This is a genomic window from Ralstonia sp. TCR112, assembly GCF_007997035.1.
Classification (GTDB): domain Bacteria; phylum Pseudomonadota; class Gammaproteobacteria; order Burkholderiales; family Burkholderiaceae; genus Ralstonia; species Ralstonia edaphi.
This window is the reverse complement of sequence record NZ_VOSS01000014.1, coordinates 98,039-113,355: the sequence shown is the minus strand read 5'-3', so window position 1 is coordinate 113,355 and position 15,317 is coordinate 98,039. Positions and strand designations below refer to the sequence as shown.

16 protein-coding genes and 1 pseudogene are annotated in these 15,317 nt (G+C 63.7%); 5 read left to right on the top strand and 12 right to left on the bottom strand.

From position 1 onward, the window contains the following. Positions 1 to 62: 62 nt before the first annotated feature. Entirely contained in the window at positions 63 to 341 is a 279-nt protein-coding gene (locus FUT88_RS05905) for a hypothetical protein (RefSeq protein ID WP_004635681.1), read from the top strand. 75 nt (positions 342 to 416) lie between these two features. On the opposite strand, the gene FUT88_RS05900 is transcribed toward FUT88_RS05905, so the two are convergent. The 5 genes and pseudogenes from FUT88_RS05900 to pncB form a co-directional block, all read right to left on the bottom strand. Continuing rightward, entirely contained in the window at positions 417 to 1,901 is a 1,485-nt protein-coding gene (locus FUT88_RS05900) for a DNA recombination protein RmuC (RefSeq protein ID WP_147214210.1), read from the bottom strand. 12 nt (positions 1,902 to 1,913) lie between these two features. Then, positions 1,914 to 2,914, bottom strand: a pseudogene (locus tag FUT88_RS05895) (2-hydroxyacid dehydrogenase). A gap of 19 nt (positions 2,915 to 2,933) precedes the next feature. Continuing rightward, on the bottom strand, positions 2,934 to 4,343 hold the full coding sequence (locus FUT88_RS05890) for a sodium:proton antiporter (protein ID WP_147214209.1): 1,410 nt from the start codon (positions 4,341 to 4,343) through the stop codon (positions 2,934 to 2,936). A 139-nt stretch (positions 4,344 to 4,482) separates the two neighbouring features. After that, entirely contained in the window at positions 4,483 to 5,202 is a 720-nt protein-coding gene (locus FUT88_RS05885) for a lactate utilization protein C (RefSeq protein WP_147214208.1), read from the bottom strand. Positions 5,203 to 5,291: 89 nt separating this feature from the next. Beyond that, positions 5,292 to 6,461, bottom strand: a complete 1,170-nt coding sequence (gene pncB, locus FUT88_RS05880) for a nicotinate phosphoribosyltransferase (RefSeq protein WP_147214241.1) — start codon at positions 6,459 to 6,461, stop codon at positions 5,292 to 5,294. A gap of 181 nt (positions 6,462 to 6,642) precedes the next feature. Here pncB and prfB point away from each other — a divergent pair. The 4 genes from prfB (at position 6,643) to FUT88_RS05860 (ending at position 11,094) form a co-directional block, all read left to right on the top strand. After that, a protein-coding gene (gene prfB / locus FUT88_RS05875) for a peptide chain release factor 2 (protein WP_147214207.1) occupies positions 6,643 to 7,747 on the top strand; the annotation gives its coding sequence in 2 pieces (ribosomal slippage) (positions 6,643 to 6,723 and positions 6,725 to 7,747; 1,104 coding nt in all). A 25-nt stretch (positions 7,748 to 7,772) separates the two neighbouring features. After that, a complete protein-coding gene (locus tag FUT88_RS05870; RefSeq protein ID WP_147214206.1) occupies positions 7,773 to 8,513 on the top strand; it encodes an SDR family oxidoreductase in 741 nt (246 codons plus the stop codon). Between the two features lie 24 nt (positions 8,514 to 8,537). Then, positions 8,538 to 10,082, top strand: coding sequence for a lysine--tRNA ligase (gene lysS, locus FUT88_RS05865; RefSeq protein WP_147214205.1), 1,545 nt, complete (start codon positions 8,538 to 8,540; stop codon positions 10,080 to 10,082). A gap of 268 nt (positions 10,083 to 10,350) precedes the next feature. Next, positions 10,351 to 11,094: a glycine zipper 2TM domain-containing protein gene (locus tag FUT88_RS05860; protein WP_147214204.1), complete on the top strand. Its 744-nt coding sequence runs from the start codon at positions 10,351 to 10,353 to the stop codon at positions 11,092 to 11,094. An 82-nt stretch (positions 11,095 to 11,176) separates the two neighbouring features. Here FUT88_RS05860 and iscX read toward each other — a convergent pair whose 3' ends face one another. The 7 genes from iscX to iscU form a co-directional block, all read right to left on the bottom strand. Next, positions 11,177 to 11,371, bottom strand: a complete 195-nt coding sequence (gene iscX, locus FUT88_RS05855; protein WP_009238557.1) for a Fe-S cluster assembly protein IscX — start codon at positions 11,369 to 11,371, stop codon at positions 11,177 to 11,179. A 31-nt stretch (positions 11,372 to 11,402) separates the two neighbouring features. Beyond that, entirely contained in the window at positions 11,403 to 11,741 is a 339-nt protein-coding gene (gene fdx, locus FUT88_RS05850) for an ISC system 2Fe-2S type ferredoxin (protein ID WP_147214203.1), read from the bottom strand. A gap of 46 nt (positions 11,742 to 11,787) precedes the next feature. Next, positions 11,788 to 13,653, bottom strand: a complete 1,866-nt coding sequence (gene hscA, locus FUT88_RS05845) for a Fe-S protein assembly chaperone HscA (protein WP_147214202.1) — start codon at positions 13,651 to 13,653, stop codon at positions 11,788 to 11,790. 69 nt (positions 13,654 to 13,722) lie between these two features. After that, a complete protein-coding gene (gene hscB / locus FUT88_RS05840) occupies positions 13,723 to 14,262 on the bottom strand; it encodes a Fe-S protein assembly co-chaperone HscB (RefSeq protein ID WP_147214201.1) in 540 nt (179 codons plus the stop codon). Positions 14,263 to 14,296: 34 nt separating this feature from the next. Beyond that, positions 14,297 to 14,497: a DUF3565 domain-containing protein gene (locus tag FUT88_RS05835; protein WP_147214200.1), complete on the bottom strand. Its 201-nt coding sequence runs from the start codon at positions 14,495 to 14,497 to the stop codon at positions 14,297 to 14,299. 10 nt (positions 14,498 to 14,507) lie between these two features. Next, entirely contained in the window at positions 14,508 to 14,828 is a 321-nt protein-coding gene (iscA, locus tag FUT88_RS05830; RefSeq protein WP_027677785.1) for an iron-sulfur cluster assembly protein IscA, read from the bottom strand. 26 nt (positions 14,829 to 14,854) lie between these two features. Further along, the gene (iscU, locus tag FUT88_RS05825) at positions 14,855 to 15,256 is read right to left on the bottom strand and encodes a Fe-S cluster assembly scaffold IscU (protein WP_004635709.1); all 402 of its coding nucleotides are present in this window, start codon (positions 15,254 to 15,256) and stop codon (positions 14,855 to 14,857) included. Positions 15,257 to 15,317 lie beyond the last annotated feature (61 nt).

Here is a 15,317-nt window from a genome sequence, read left to right as displayed (position 1 = left end):
CCGGTCGATTCGCTACACTCTGCGCCAGTTTGATTGTTTCGGATTTGAGCCTGAGCACTGCCATGATGACCAAGGAGATTGCGTATCTTCACCCGGCCCATACCGCCCGCGCGCTGGTACTGGTGTATCTCTGTTTCTCGCTGCCGGTCGTGGGGCTGTTCTTCTTCGTCGGCTTTGTCCGCTACGGTGAACTGCCGACGATCGTCGTGCTCAGCGGCCTGATTCTCAATGCCCTGGTGGGTTTTGGCGCGCTGTGGCTCGCCTGCCATGCCTACAACTGGGTCGCCGAGCGCTTTGGCGGCATCGAGATCCTGCTGCGCGACGTGCCGGAAGAAGCCTGATCGCTTCCTCGGTGCAAGAAGAAGGGGCGGAATATCCGCCCCTTTTCTTTTGCTGATGGCCCGGTCAGACCGGTCTTAATCGGCCTCGATTTCCTCATCCGGCGGCACGGCGGTTTCCAGCCCCAGCACGCTCTGCGCGGAATCACTCGGCAATGCCTCCACGGCCTTGAGCTTGCGATTCATCTGCCGCGTACGCACCTCGGCCTGCTCGATGTTGCTGACGGCGCGCTCCAGCGTTTTCTTCGTCGCGGCCAGCACGTCGCCAAACTTTCCGAACTCGCTCTTTACGGCGCCGAGCACCTGCCAGACTTCGCTGGAGCGCTTTTCCAGCGCCAGCGTTCGGAAGCCCATCTGCAGACTGTTGAGGATCGCGGTGAGCGTGGTCGGCCCCGCCACCGTCACGCGGAACTTGCGCTGCAGCTCATCCGTCAGGCCGGGGCGGCGCAGCACTTCAGCGTAAAGACCTTCCGTCGGCAGAAACAGGATGGCGAAGTCGGTCGTGGCCGGCGGCGCGATGTACTTCTCGTGGATGGTCTGCGCCTCCTTGCGCACCGCGACTTCCAGCTCGCGGCTCGCGCCGGCAGCGGCTTCGGCATCGGCACGTTCCTGTGCGTCGAGCAGGCGTTCGTACTGCTCTTTCGGGAACTTGGCATCGATCGGCAGCCAGACGGTGGCATCGTGATCGGCATCGGTCTTGCCGGGCAGGCGGATGGCAAACTCCACGCGCGCACCCGTACCGTGCACGGTCTCGACGTTCTTGTCGTACTGCTCGGGCGTGAGCATCTGCTCCAGCAGCATCTCAAGCTGGACCTCGCCCCAGGTGCCGCGCGTCTTCACGTTGGTCAGCACCTTCTTCAGGTCGCCCACGCCTTGGGCCAGCGCCTGCATTTCGCCCAGGCCGCGATGCACCTGCTCAAGCCGATCCGACACCAGCTTGAACGATTCGCCCAGGCGCTGCTCCAGCGTGGCGTGCAGCTTTTCGTCGACGGTGCGGCGCATCTCGTCGAGTTTGGTCGCGTTGTTCGCCTCGATGTCCTTGAGCTTCTGCTCCAGCGTGGCGCGTACCTCGGCCAGACGGCGCTCGTTGCCCTCGCCCAGTTGGGCGAGCTGCTGCTGCATCGTCTCGCCAAATCGACGCAGCGCGTTGCCCTGCTCTTCGCGTGCCTGCTGGGCTTGCTGCTGCAGGTTCTGACGCACGGCCTCGAGCTGCTGCGTGTTCGTCTCGGTCAGCTTGGTGAGCTGCTGCGCGAACGTGTCGATCTGGTTGTTCTGCAGCGTGGCGACGCTGGTGAGCTGCGTGGCCAGCACCTGCTGAAACTGCCCCAGTTGTTGCGTGACGTCGCTGCGGCCGATGCGGGCCGTCTCGGCGATTTCGCCGCGCAGTTCGCGTTCGATGCGTTCGTTGCCGCGCGTGAGTTCACGCATGAGCCCATCTTGCAGCGCCGCGAGCATCGGCGATACATCGCTCTGCGCCGGGCGAGACACGCCGCGCCAGATCAGCACGCACAGCGCGGCCACCACGGCCACGCCCAGCAACGTCAGTAAAGCCAACCAGTCCATATCAGCGTTCGGTCAGGAGGAGGCGCGCTGCGCCAGCGCATCCGGGTTCAACAAGTTGGGCGGCCGCCCCGCGCGCGGGCCGAAGCCGAGCGCAGCGATGAGGTTGTCGGCCGCCAGGTTGGCCATGCCGAGGCGCGTGCCCAAGGTGGCACTGGCAATGTGCGGCGTGAGCGCGACGTGCTCGGCGTCCAGCAACGCCGGATGCACCTTAGGCTCGCCCTCGTACACATCCAGGCCGGCCGCAAAGATGCGCTTGTCCGCCAGCGCCTGCGCCAATGCGGCGTCATCCACGATGCCGCGCGCGCGAGGTTGACCAGCGTGGCGGTCGGCTTCATCTGTGCCAATTCGGCCGCACCGATGGCGTGATGACTTTCCTCGGAATACGGCAATACCAGCACGAGGTGATCCGCCTCCTTCAGCAGATCCTCCTTGCTGACATACGTGGCGCGCGTGTCCTGCTCGACTTCGGGCGAAAGCCGGCTGCGGTTGTGATAGATCACGCGCATCGAAAAGCCGCTCGCGCGCCGCGCCAGCGCCTGGCCGATGCGGCCCATGCCGAGAATGCCCAGCGTGCTGCCATACACCTCGACGCCGAGGAACATGTCGTAAGTCCAGCGCTTCCATTGTCCCGAACGCAGCCAGCGCTCCGACTCGGAGACGCGGCGTGCGGCGGCCATCAGGAGAGCCCAGCCGAAATCAGCGGTGGTCTCGGTCAGGATGTCCGGCGTGTTTGTGGCCAGGATGCCAGCACGCGTCATCGCGGCGAGATCGAAGTTGTTGTAGCCGACCGCCATGTTGCACACCGCGCGCAGCGTCGGCACGCGGCTGATCAGCTCGGCGTTGATCGTGTCGGCAGCGTTGGACAGCAGGCCCACGCGGCCTTGCAGCCGCTCGGCCAGCGCTTCGGGCGGATACTCGATGTCCGCCTGGTTGTCGATCACGTCGAAGGTCTCACGCAAGCGCTCGAGCACTTCGGGAAACATCGCGCGGGTGACAAGGATTCCGGGTTTCATACGTTCAGCACACGTTCGGTTAGCGGAAGAAGACGAAGGTCATCAGAACGAAAATCGGCACGAGAATGCACACAGACCACAGCATGTAGCCAAAGAAGCTCGGCATCTGCAGACCGCGGCTTTCGGCAATGGCCTTGACCATCAGGTTCGGGGCGTTGCCGATGTAGGTGTTGGCCCCCATGAACACGGCCGCGGCGGAAATGGCGGCCAGCGTGGAGGCGCCCTCGCTCATCAGCATGCGCGCGTCGCCGCCAGCAGTGTTGAAGAACACCAGATACGTCGGCGCATTGTCGAGGAACGACGACAAGAACCCCGTCGCCCAGAAGTACATCGCGTTGTTCGGCTGGCCCGCGCTGTCGTTGACGAGATGGACGATGCCCGCGAACGGGCCATCCACGCCGGCCTTGAGCATGGCAATTACCGGGCCGATCGTGATGAAGATGCCGGCAAACAGCTTGGCGACTTCCAGGATGGGCTCCCAGTTGAACTCGTTGCCGGCGCGCGCGCTCGCCGGGGTGAGCCACAACGACAGCAGCGCGATGGCGACGAGCCCGATGTCGCGCACAACGTTCTGCAGCATCACTTCGGTGCCCATGACGTAGAAGACGATGCCGGGCTTCCACAGCCCGCTCATCAGGACGAGGCCGAGAATGCCTGCCAGCAGCACGAAGTTGACGTTACCCTCGAAGCGCAGCGGGCCTGCATCGTCCGGCGTGGCGTCGGTGATGTTGGGCAGCTCTTCCTTGCCCGTGTGATAGAGGTAGCTGTCGATCAGGAAGAAGATCGCCAGCAGCAGCACCCACATGGTCAGCGTCTGGCGCCACAGGTGCTGCGTGGTCCAGAAGAAATCGACACCTTGCAAAAAACCGAGGAACAGCGGCGGATCGCCCAGCGGCGTGAGCGCCCCACCGGCATTGGCCACCAGGAAGATGAAGAACACGACGACGTGCGCCCGATGCCGGCGTGCCTCATTGGCGCGAAGCAAAGGCCGGATCAGCAGCATCGCGGCGCCGGTCGTCCCCATGATGCTGGCCAGCGCCGTGCCAAGCGCGATCAAGCCCGTATTGAGCTTTGGCGTGCCATGCAAATTGCCGCGAATGCAGATACCGCCCGCGACAACGTACAGAGCGGCGATCAGCGCGATGAAGGGAATGTATTCAGCAAGGGCCGCGTGATTGACGGAAGCGATGGCCGCCTCCGTGCCAAACGCGATCCCGAACGGCACCAGAAGCGCCAGCGCCCAGGCCGCGGCGATCTTGCCGTAATGGTCGTGCCACAGCTTGGGCACCATGAGCGGGGCAATGGCAATCGAAAGCAGGATGCCCGCAAAGGGCACACCCCACAACAGATGCAATTCCGCGCCGTTCACATCGGCGGCGCGCGCCAGGCCACAGACAAACAGGAAGACAAGGGGCCAGAGGCGTTTCACGTCGGCGTTCTCCTAAGCGTGGGCGCACGGCAAACGCCGCCGCGCCACCCAAACAAAGACGCCAGTGTAAACGCCCGAGGTCTGTCGCCTCCTGAACGTCCACAGATATTTGATGGGGCAATGAGCCCCGGACGCCGCCTCAGGCGGCCGTCACAACAATCACGTGCACGCGATACGGGCCATGTGCACCGAGCACGATGGTCTGCTCGATATCGCCCGTGCGCGACGGCCCGCTGATGACGTTGGTGGCGCGCGGCAGCTCGCCCCGCTCTGCGCGCATCAGCGCATAGGCGTCTTCCAGCGTGGCGACGATGCGCGACTGCGGAACCACGGCGATATGCGTCTCGGGCAGCAGCGCCGTGGAGGCGACATTCTCCGGCCCCGACAGCAGCATCAGCGAGCCCGTCTCGGCAATTGCGCAGAAGCAACCCGTAATGCCGACGAGATCGCCGTGTTCCTGATCGGCTTGCGCCCCGCGCACAGGCGGGCGGAATTCGATGCCGATACCGGCAGTTGCCCAGTCCAGCGATTGCAATGTCGTCCAGGCCACGGCTTGCGACCGAAGGTTCAGCCCAGACAAGTAACGGGCCACCGCGCTCGGCACGTCGGCTAGCACCTCCACGGTATCCAACGTGGAGGCCATCTTCAGCGCCTGCTCGGCAAAATGCGCGGCGAGGTTTTCGGGCACCGGCGGGCGCGGGCCGGCAGGGTGGCGGGCGAGGTAATCCGCCACGGCGTCGCGCTCACCCTGCGTCGGTTTCGCGGGACGATGCTGCGCGTTGCGGATGCGCGCAAAGATGGCGTCGCGTGCGCGGCTGGTGTCGAGCGGGTCGACGGGGGTGTCCGGTTGTGATTCCATGGCGGCTCCGAAAGATCGATCGATTATACGAGCCGCTTAGAGCACGATCCGCCAACGCCGTTGAAACTTATTCGGCGCTGGCGTGAGCCTTATTGCACGCCAAAAACTTGTTTCAGATACGTCAGGTAGGCCGGATCGTCGCACATGGTCTTCTCGGGCGCGTCCGACAGTTTGGCGACCGGTTGGCCGTTGCAGCGGACCATCTTGATGACGATCTGCAGCGGCGTGTAGCCCAGGTCGTTGGTCAGATTGGTCCCCACGCCGAACGCCAGCTTGCAGCGGCCGTGGAAACGCTCATACAGGCCGATGACCTTGGGCATGTCGAGGCTGTCGGAGAAGATCAGCGCCTTGGATTTCGGCTCGGCGCGCATGTCGTCGTAATGCTTGAGCATGCGCTCGCCCCACTCGAACGGGTCGCCGGAATCATGGCGAACGCCGTCGAACAGCTTGCAGAAGAACATGTCGAAATCGCGCAGGAAGGCGTCGAAGCCGTAGGTATCCGATAGCGCGATACCAAGGTCGCCGCGATATTCCTTGGCCCAGGTTTCCAGCGCAAAGGTCTGGGAATCTCGCAGGCGCGGGCCCAGCGCCTGGCAGGCCTGCAGGTATTCATGTGCCATCGTGCCAAGCGGCGTCATGCTGTGCTTCATGGCGAAGTAGACATTGCTGGTGCCCGCGTACTGGGCGCCCAGCTGCGCACGCGTCTCCAGCAGCACATGCTCGTGCCAGGTGTGTGAAAAGCGGCGGCGCGTGCCGTAGTCGGCAATGCGGCAGTCTTCCAGGCCGGGGCGCTTGAGTGACGCCAGTTTGTCGGTCAGGCGGCGCTTGCCCTCTTCCCACTGCGGATGCGTCTGCGTGCGGCTGAAGAACACCTCGTTGACGATGGCCAGAACTGGCACCTCGAACATGATCGTATGCAGCCACGGCCCAGCGATGACAACTTCTATCTGCCCGTCATTGCTCGGCGCGGGGCGCACGTCGATGTACTTCTCGTTGAGATGGAACAGGCCGAGAAAATCGACGAAATCGCTCTTGATGAAGCGCATGCCGCGCAGGTAATCCAGCTCCGGATCGGTAAAGCGCAGGGTGCAAAGGTGGCGGATCTCGGCGCGGATCTCTTCGATGAACGGCACCAGATCGACGCCCGCGTTGCGGCACTTGAAGCGGTATTCAACGTGCGCACCGGGAAAGTGATGCAGCACCACCTGCATCATGGTGAATTTGTACAGATCGGTGTCGAGCAGCGAGCGGATGATCATCGGGCAGCGCCAAAAGCCATGTGGACTGGTCGTCATGCTAACCGAAGCGAGGCGGGACGCCCGTGGCCGGCACATAAATCGCGGCGCGCCGGTCCGGAAAATGGCGGTTTTGACGCTCTACGCAGGCGGGAAACCCCTTGATTCCGCTATAATTTCCGGTTTCCGACCTGATTTTTGCACCATGGAAGCAGAACGCCTCAATGCCATCCAGAACACGTTGGCCGACCTGAAGTCGCGCGCCGACGACCTTCGGAGGTATCTTTGACTACGACGTCAAATCTGAACGTCTAGTTGAAGTCGATAAAGAACTCGAAAACCCCGAGGTCTGGAACGATCCCAAACGCGCCCAGGAACTGGGCCGCGAGAAGAAGTCGCTTGAAACCGTCGTGCTGGCACTGACCAAGCTTGACGAAGACCTCAGCGGCGGCGCCGAGCTGTTCGAGCTCGCCCGCGAAGAAGGCGACGACGACACCATCGAAGCCATCGAGGCCGACACCGCAGGCATGCGCGCCATTGTCGAAGACATGGAATTCCGCCGCATGTTCTCCGGCCCGATGGACGCTGCCAACTGCTTCATCGACATCCAGGCCGGCGCCGGCGGCACCGAAGCGTGCGACTGGGCGTCGATGCTGCTGCGCCAATACCTGAAGTACTGCGAGCGCAAGGGCTTCAAGACCGAAGTGCTGGAAGAGTCCGAAGGCGACGTGGCCGGCATCAAGAGCGCGTCGATCAAGGTCGAAGGCGAGTACGCGTTTGGCTTCCTGCGCACCGAGACCGGCGTGCACCGTCTGGTGCGTAAGTCGCCATTCGACTCGGCGGGCGGGCGTCACACGTCGTTCTCGTCGATCTTCGTGTATCCGGAAGTCGATGATTCGATCGAGATCGAGGTCAACCCGGCCGATCTGCGCGTCGACACCTATCGCGCTTCCGGCGCGGGCGGTCAGCACATCAACAAGACCGATTCGGCCGTGCGGATTACGCACATCCCGACCGGCATCGTCGTGCAATGCCAGAACGACCGCTCGCAGCACCGCAACCGCGCCGAAGCGATGACCATGCTGAAGTCGCGTCTGTATGAGCACGAACTGCGCAAGCGCCAGGCTGCTGCCGACGCGCAGGAAGCCGCCAAGACCGACGTGGGCTGGGGCCATCAGATCCGCTCGTATGTGCTCGACCAGAGCCGCATCAAGGATTTGCGCACCAACGTGGAAATCTCCAACACGCAGAAGGTGCTGGACGGCGACCTCGACCCGTTTATTCAGGCGAGCCTGAAACAGGGCGTCTGACCCAAGCCGAACCAAAGCGACTGCCATGTCTGACACGTCCCTGTTCATATTGACCGGCGCCTCGCGCGGCCTGGGCGCCGCGCTGGCCCAGGCGCTCATGCAGCCCGGTCACCGCCTCATCTGCGTGGCACGCGGCGATAACGCCGAATTGCGCGCGCAAGCGGCAGCCGCCGGCGTGACGCTCGACTGGCACCAGGTCGACCTGTCCGACGCGCATGCCGCCGAGGCCTGGATGACCAAGACGCTTGCCGCCCTGCCCGCTTTTGCCAACGTAACGCTGGTGCTCAACGCCGGCGCGGTCGAGCCGATCGGCACCATCGATACGCTGCGCGCCGATACGCTGTTGCCGCACCTGCAGCTGAACCTGGCCGGCCCGATGGCGCTGACCGCTGCCCTGCTGCGCGGCACCGCTGGCTGGGGCGCGCAGCGCCGTGTGCTGGCGATCTCGTCGGGCGCAGCGCGCCGGCCGATCGCCGGTTGGGCCGCCTATTGCACAGGCAAGGCGGGGCTGGACATGTTCGTGCGTGCCATCAACGCGGATGGCGACGCCAGCGTGCGCGCCGTGGCGCTGGCCCCTGGCGTGATCGACACCGACATGCAACGCACCATCCGTGGCACCGACTTTGCCGGCGTGCAGCGCTTCCGCGATCTGCATGCGCATGGCGAGCTGGTCTCGCCGCAAGACGCCGCCACGCGCATCGCCGCCTATCTCGCGCGCCCCGACTTTGGCGCGACCGAGCTGGACGACCTGCGCAACATCGCCTGAACCGACATTCCTCTCATCACCATCATGACCGAACAGAACAACCCGGCCGAATCGAATACCGCGGCCGCCGTGCCGGCGCAGGACGACAACAAGATCATCGCCGAGCGCCGCGAGAAGCTGGCCGAAATCCGCCAGCAAGGCGTCGCGTTCCCGAACGATTTCCGCCCGACGCACCATGCCGGTGATCTGCAAGCCAAGTACCGCGAGCTGGAACAGGCCGCCCTGGAAGCCGAACCGGTGCAGGTGGCCATTGCCGGCCGCATGATGCTCAAGCGCGTGATGGGCAAGGCCAGCTTTGCCACCGTGCAGGACAGCACCGACCGCATCCAGTTCTACATCAGCCGCGACGCCGTGGGCGAAGACGTCTACGCCAGCTTCAAGAAGTGGGACTTGGGCGATATCGTGGCCGCACGCGGCACGCTGATGAAGACGAAGACCGGCGAACTTTCGGTGGCAGTGACGGAGCTGCGCCTGCTCTCGAAGAGCCTGCGCCCGCTGCCGGGCGACTACTACGGCCTGGCCGACCAGGAACAGAAGTACCGCCAGCGCTACGTCGACCTGATCGTCTCGAAGGAAACGCGCGACACGTTCCGCGCCCGTACCAAGGCGATGGCCTCGCTGCGCAACTTCATGGCCGGCAACGGTTTCATGGAGGTCGAGACGCCGATGCTGCACCCGATTCCGGGCGGCGCGGCAGCCAAGCCGTTCATCACGCATCACAACGCGCTGGACATGCAGATGTTCCTGCGCATCGCGCCCGAGCTGTACCTCAAGCGCCTGATCGTCGGCGGCTTCGAACGCGTGTACGAGATCAACCGCAACTTCCGTAACGAGGGCGTGTCGCCGCGACACAACCCCGAGTTCACGATGATGGAGTTCTACGCGGCCTACACGGATTACCGCTGGCTGATGGACTTCACTGAACAGTTAATCCGCCAAGCCGCCATCGACGCCTCGGGCACCGCCACGCTCACTTACCAGGGCCGCGAGCTGGATCTGGCCAAGCCGTTCCATCGCCTGACCATCTGCCAGGCAATCCAGAAGTACGCGCCGCAATACACCGACGCGCAACTGGCGGATGTCGACTTCCTGCGCGCCGAGCTGAAGAAGTTCAAGATCGACACCAACGCGCCGCAATTCCTGAACGCTGGCGTGGGGACCCTGCAGCTTGTGCTGTTTGAAGAGACCGCCGAATCGCAACTGTGGGAGCCGACGTTCATTATCGACTACCCGGTCGAAGTGTCGCCGCTGGCACGCGGCTCCGACACGCTGCCCGGCATCACCGAGCGCTTCGAGCTGTTCATCACCGGCCGTGAAATAGCCAACGGCTTCTCCGAGCTGAACGACCCGGAAGACCAGGCTGAGCGCTTCCGCAAGCAGGTCGAACAGAAAGACGCCGGCGACGAAGAAGCCATGTTCTATGACGCTGACTACATCCGCGCCTTGGAATACGGCATGCCCCCGACCGGCGGCTGCGGCATCGGCATCGACCGTCTGGTGATGCTGCTCACCGACAGCCCGAACATCCGCGACGTGATCCTTTTCCCGCACCTGCGCCGGGAAGACTGATCGGTTCGGTCGATCGCCTTCGAAAGACGCCCCTTCGGGGGCGTTTTTTGTTGCCTGCGCAGGCGCAAAACCCGCGCCCACCCCGCTATTTGTAACATCGCGCCGTTTCCACAATATGTATCAAACCGCGCCAAATACTTGATTTTTAGAGGAAAAACCTCGGTACAGATGCTTACAAATTAAAACGGCATCCGTTTGGGCGATGAACCACACTGTGATCATCGAAAGGCCGAACCACGAACCAATCACGGGCCGCAGGAGAACGAAGATGAACAACAACATCCAACCGAACCAAGGTCAGCAATACGGTGGCACCTCGCCGGGCCAAGTCCCGTCGTCGTCGCGTCGCATGCATCCGCTGATGACGACGGCTGCCGTGGCCGTGATCATCGCCAGCCTGACGGCGGTGGCCGCCATTACCGGCGTGCTGCCCACCTCGAAGGCTACGCAGGGCAGCACGGACCCGAACGTCGCTGCGCAATCTGCAGCGGCCATGCCGGGCGCATCGGCCCCGATGGCGCTGGCGGCGCCGGGCCAGACCACGCAACCGAATCAGGCCGCTCCGTATCCGGCACAGAACGTGGCACCCGCTCCGGCGCGCGCCCGTGAGCCGTCGTACGCTGAACGCGCTCCGTCGAACAATCCGAGCTATGCGCAAACGCAACCGCGCCAGTCGGCCAGCCCGTATGCCGGCCGTGTGACATCGGTCACGCCGATCACCACGCAAGGCAAGGAAACGGGCCTCGGCATGATCGGGGGCGCGGTGGTGGGCGGGCTGCTGGGTAACCAGATCGGCCGCGGCAATGGCCGTACGCTGGCGACGGTCGGCGGCGCAGTGGCAGGCGGCTACGGCGGCCATGTGGCCGAAAACTACTACAGCCGCGATACCCAATACCGCGTGAACGTCCGCATGGATAACGGCACGACGCGCAGCTTCATGTACAAGGCTGCCCCGGGCTTCCAGGCAGGCGAACGTGTCCATGTCGAGAACGGGACGCTGGTGGCCGGTTAATTCGGCGTCGCCTTCGCCCAAAAGAAAAACCGGCCTTCGGGCCGGTTTTTTCATGCGCATGCGTTTGATTGAGGCTACGCGCTTATTCCGCTTCGTCGATCCAGGCTTGCTGGATGGCTTCGAGGAACTTCTCGCCGCCACGCTTGTGGTCATCATCAAAGCCTTCCAGCGTGACGACCTTGTTGTGCAGGTCGACAAAGTTCAGGCGCGTCGGATCGACGTCAGGGTATTTGTCGTACAGCGCTTCCGCGATCTGCTGGATATCGTTCCATTTCATGATGGGCTCCCTCCACCGCTGGCCGGTCGGCTCAGTGGTTTTCCTTGGCGTGGTTGATCGTGTACTTCGGAATCTCGACGGTCAGGTCCGTCTCCGCCACCTTGGCCTGGCAGGACAGGCGCGAGTTCGGCTCCAGGCCCCAGGCCTTGTCGAGCAGATCCTCTTCCTTCTCGGTCGCCTCATCCAGGGAATTGAAGCCCTCGCGCACGATCACGTGGCAGGTCGTGCAGGCGCACGACTTCTCGCATGCATGCTCGATCTCGATGTCAGCGCCCAGCAGCGCATCGCAGATGGTCGTGCCGGGCTTGGCTTCGATCACGGCCCCTTCCGGGCAGTATTCGACGTGAGGAAGGACGACGATTTGTGGCATGAAGAAACTCGTTCGATAAGTGTGTTTTGGGAGATGCGATCGGCGATCAGCCGAGCTCCTCGATGCGTTTGCCGGCGAGCGCCTTGCGAATGCCGCGGTCCATGCGGCGCGCAGCGAATTCGTCGGTGCCATGCGACAGGGCATCCACGGCGTCCTTGATGGCGCGGTGGTCTTCGCCCTGCATGGTGGTGCGCAGCGCGGCGATTTCGGCGTCGATGGCGGCACGCTCTTCGGGCGACAGCAGATCGCCGTCGGCGGCCAGCGCCTGCGACAGCGCCTCCAGCAGGCGCTCGCCTTCAACGCGCTCTTCTGCCAGCGCACGACGCCGCATGTCGTCTTCGGCGGACTGGAAACCTTCCTGCAGCATGCGCGCGACATCGTCATCGGCCAGACCGTACGACGGCTTCACAGCGATCGACGCTTCCACGCCCGACACCGTTTCGCGTGCGGACACCGAGAGCAGGCCATCGGCATCCACCTGATACGTCACGCGGATGCGCGCGGCACCGGCCACCATCGGCGGGATCCCACGCAACTCGAAACGCGCCAGCGAACGGCAATCGCTCGCGAGTTCGCGCTCGCCTTGCAGCACGTGGATCGCCATCGCCGTCTGGCCGTCCTTGAACGTGGTGAATTCCTGCGCGCGCGCGACGGGAATCGTGCTGTTGCGCGGGATGATCTTTTCAACCAGGCCACCCATCGTCTCGACGCCCAGCGACAGCGGGATCACGTCGAGCAACAGCCAGTCTTCACCGGGCGCACGGTTGCCGGCCAGCAGGTTGGCCTGCATGGCAGCACCAATGGCGACCACCTGGTCCGGATCGAGGTTCGTGAGCGGCGTGCGGCCAAACAGCTGCCCCACGGCACGGCGGATGATCGGCATACGCGTGGCGCCACCGACCAGCACCACGCCCTTCACGTCTTCGACCGTCACACCCGCATCGCGCAGGGCGCGGCGCACAGGCGACAGCGTCTTCTGCACGAGATTGGCGGTCAGTTCGGCAAAGGTCTCGGCGGTCAGCACGAGATGCACGGTCTCGCCGGTGGAGAGCATCGCGTCAATCTCGGTGCTGTCGGCGGTCGAAAGCCATTCCTTGGCGGCGCGGGCCTTGTTCAACAGCAGGCGCGTGTCTTCGGCAGAAAGCGGTTGCAGGCCGGCTTGCTCGACGATCCAGCAGACGATGCGCTGGTCGAAATCGTCACCGCCGAGCGCGGAGTCGCCACCCGTCGACATCACCTCGAACACGCCCTTCGTGAGTTTGAGCACCGAGATGTCGAACGTACCGCCGCCCAGGTCATAGACGGCGTAAATGCCCTCGGCGGCGTTGTCCAGGCCATAGGCGATGGCGGCTGCGGTCGGCTCGTTCAGCAGACGCAGCACGTTCAGGCCGGCCAGCTTGGCGGCGTCCTTGGTGGCTTGGCGCTGCGCATCGTCAAAGTACGCCGGCACGGTGATGACGGCGCCGACAAGCTCATCGCCGAGCGTATCTTCCGCGCGCTGCCGCAGCGTGGCCAGAATCTCCGCCGACACTTCCACCGGGCTTTTCACGCCGGCCACGGTCTTCAACTGCACCATGCCGGGCGCATCGACGAAGTCGTACGGCGTGTTCTCGATGTGGGCAACATCCTTCAGGCCGCGCCCCATGAAACGCTTGACCGAGATGATGGTGTTTTTCGGGTCGCGCACGGCTTCGGCCTGGGCCTTGTAGCCGATGTGGGCGCCGCCCGAGGGCAGATAGCGCACCACGGAAGGCAACAGCGGGCGCCCCTGATCGTCGGGCAACACTTCCGGCACGCTGCTGCGCACGGAGGCCACCAGCGAGTTAGTCGTGCCCAGATCGATACCGACCGCCAGACGACGCTGGTGCGGTGCGGGCGATTCGCCGGGTTCGGAAATCTGCAGTAAAGCCATGGGGATGTCTCGATTGCGCGGGTGGGCTGCCTGCCGGGGCAAACCCAGCATTGTCGCAAATTCTGGGTTCTAGTCGTCCAGCCGGTCGATGGCCTCGGCGGTGTCGCGTTCGATCTTTTCGATGAACATCAATTGGCGCACGGCATCCGCTGCCGCTGCGGTGTTGCCATCGCCATTGAGCAGGCCGGACAGCGCCTGATAACGCGTACGTTTTTCCTTGCGCAGCATGGCCAGCAAATCGTCCAGCGCATCCACGTTGTGCTCGGCCTTGGCGTCGCCGAGCGTTTCGCGCCATTCCATTTGCTGCATCAGAAACGCGGGCGGCATGGCCGTGTTGTTCTCGGCCTGCACGTCGATACCGCGCAGGTGCAGCAGATACGTCGCCCGTTTGAGCGGATCACGCAACGTCTGATAGGCCTCGTTGGCGCGCGTGGCCCATTGCATGGCAACGCGGCGTTCGGCGTCACCTGCATGGGCGTAACGATCGGGATGCGCCTGCGACTGCACGGTGCGGTAGGCAGCGTTCAGCGCGTCGTCGTCAACCTCAAAGTCTTCAGGCAGTCCGAAGAGGGAAAAATGCGTCGTGTTCGCTGACAAGCCGGAATTCATGAATAAAAAAAGCGGCCGCGCCGCCTCGTGTTCCTCATTCGACCGGTTCACCCCGATCGCACTTCAGGCATTCCACAACCACGCCGATCTTGCTGGCGCGCCCGGCTTCGGTTTCTGTCCAGGGCCGCAGCTGCCAAGGCGGATCGTGGCGCATGTGCTGCCCGTGCCCACACGCGAGACGGGCGACCCAGTGGCCCTCCTCGTCCCGCTCGAAACCGACAATCGCTTGCTTCAATGTGCCCCGCTCACACGCGGAACGACTCGCCGCAACCGCATTCGTCCTTAACGTTCGGGTTGTTGAAGCGGAAACCTTCGTTCAGCCCTTCACGTGCGTAGTCCAGCTCGGTGCCGTCGATGTACGGCAGGCTCTTCGGATCGACGATCACCTTGACGCCGTTGGATTCGAAGACCTGGTCTTCGGCGGCAATCTCATCTGCGTATTCGAGCTTGTAGGCGAGGCCCGAACAGCCCGTGGTCTTCACGCCCACGCGCAGGCCCACGCCTTTGCCACGGCGGGTCAGGTAGCGGGAAACGTGCTGCGCGGCCTTGTCGGTCAGGGTGATCATGCTGCGTCCTTTCTATCCAAACGGGCTCAGGCAGCCTTCTGCTCGGCCGAACCGTGCTTTTCCTTGTAGTCGGCCACGGCCGCCTTGATGGCGTCTTCAGCCAGGATCGAGCAGTGGATCTTCACCGGCGGCAGGGCCAGCTCTTCAGCGATGGCGGTGTTGCGGATTTCCAGCGCCTGGTCCAGCGTCTTGCCCTTCACCCATTCGGTTACCAGCGACGACGAAGCGATGGCCGAACCGCAGCCGTAGGTCTTGAACTTTGCGTCTTCGATCACGCCTTGCTCGTTGACCTTGATCTGCAGCTTCATCACGTCGCCGCAAGCCGGCGCGCCGACCATGCCGGTACCGACCGTATCGTCGCCCTTCTCGAACGAACCGACGTTGCGCGGGTTTTCGTAATGGTCCAGAACCTGGTTGCTGTAAGACATTTCACACCTCTTTCAATCGTTGGCTGGCGCGGGGGCGCCTGTTATCCGTCAAACGCCGCGC

Excerpts from the sequence above, each read along its gene's own strand:
- FUT88_RS05905 (WP_004635681.1), top strand. The coding sequence starts at position 63 with ATGATGACCAAGGAGATTGCGTATCTTCACCCGGCCCATACCGCCCGC.
- FUT88_RS05900 (WP_147214210.1), bottom strand. The coding sequence starts at position 1,901 with ATGGACTGGTTGGCTTTACTGACGTTGCTGGGCGTGGCCGTGGTGGCC.
- FUT88_RS05885 (WP_147214208.1), bottom strand. The coding sequence starts at position 5,202 with ATGGAATCACAACCGGACACCCCCGTCGACCCGCTCGACACCAGCCGC.
- pncB (WP_147214241.1), bottom strand. The coding sequence starts at position 6,461 with ATGATCATCCGCTCGCTGCTCGACACCGATCTGTACAAATTCACCATG.
- FUT88_RS05870 (WP_147214206.1), top strand. The coding sequence starts at position 7,773 with ATGTCTGACACGTCCCTGTTCATATTGACCGGCGCCTCGCGCGGCCTG.
- lysS (WP_147214205.1), top strand. The coding sequence starts at position 8,538 with ATGACCGAACAGAACAACCCGGCCGAATCGAATACCGCGGCCGCCGTG.
- FUT88_RS05860 (WP_147214204.1), top strand. The coding sequence starts at position 10,351 with ATGAACAACAACATCCAACCGAACCAAGGTCAGCAATACGGTGGCACC.
- iscX (WP_009238557.1), bottom strand. The coding sequence starts at position 11,371 with ATGAAATGGAACGATATCCAGCAGATCGCGGAAGCGCTGTACGACAAA.
- fdx (WP_147214203.1), bottom strand. The coding sequence starts at position 11,741 with ATGCCACAAATCGTCGTCCTTCCTCACGTCGAATACTGCCCGGAAGGG.
- hscA (WP_147214202.1), bottom strand. The coding sequence starts at position 13,653 with ATGGCTTTACTGCAGATTTCCGAACCCGGCGAATCGCCCGCACCGCAC.
- hscB (WP_147214201.1), bottom strand. The coding sequence starts at position 14,262 with ATGAATTCCGGCTTGTCAGCGAACACGACGCATTTTTCCCTCTTCGGA.
- iscA (WP_027677785.1), bottom strand. The coding sequence starts at position 14,828 with ATGATCACCCTGACCGACAAGGCCGCGCAGCACGTTTCCCGCTACCTG.
- iscU (WP_004635709.1), bottom strand. The coding sequence starts at position 15,256 with ATGTCTTACAGCAACCAGGTTCTGGACCATTACGAAAACCCGCGCAAC.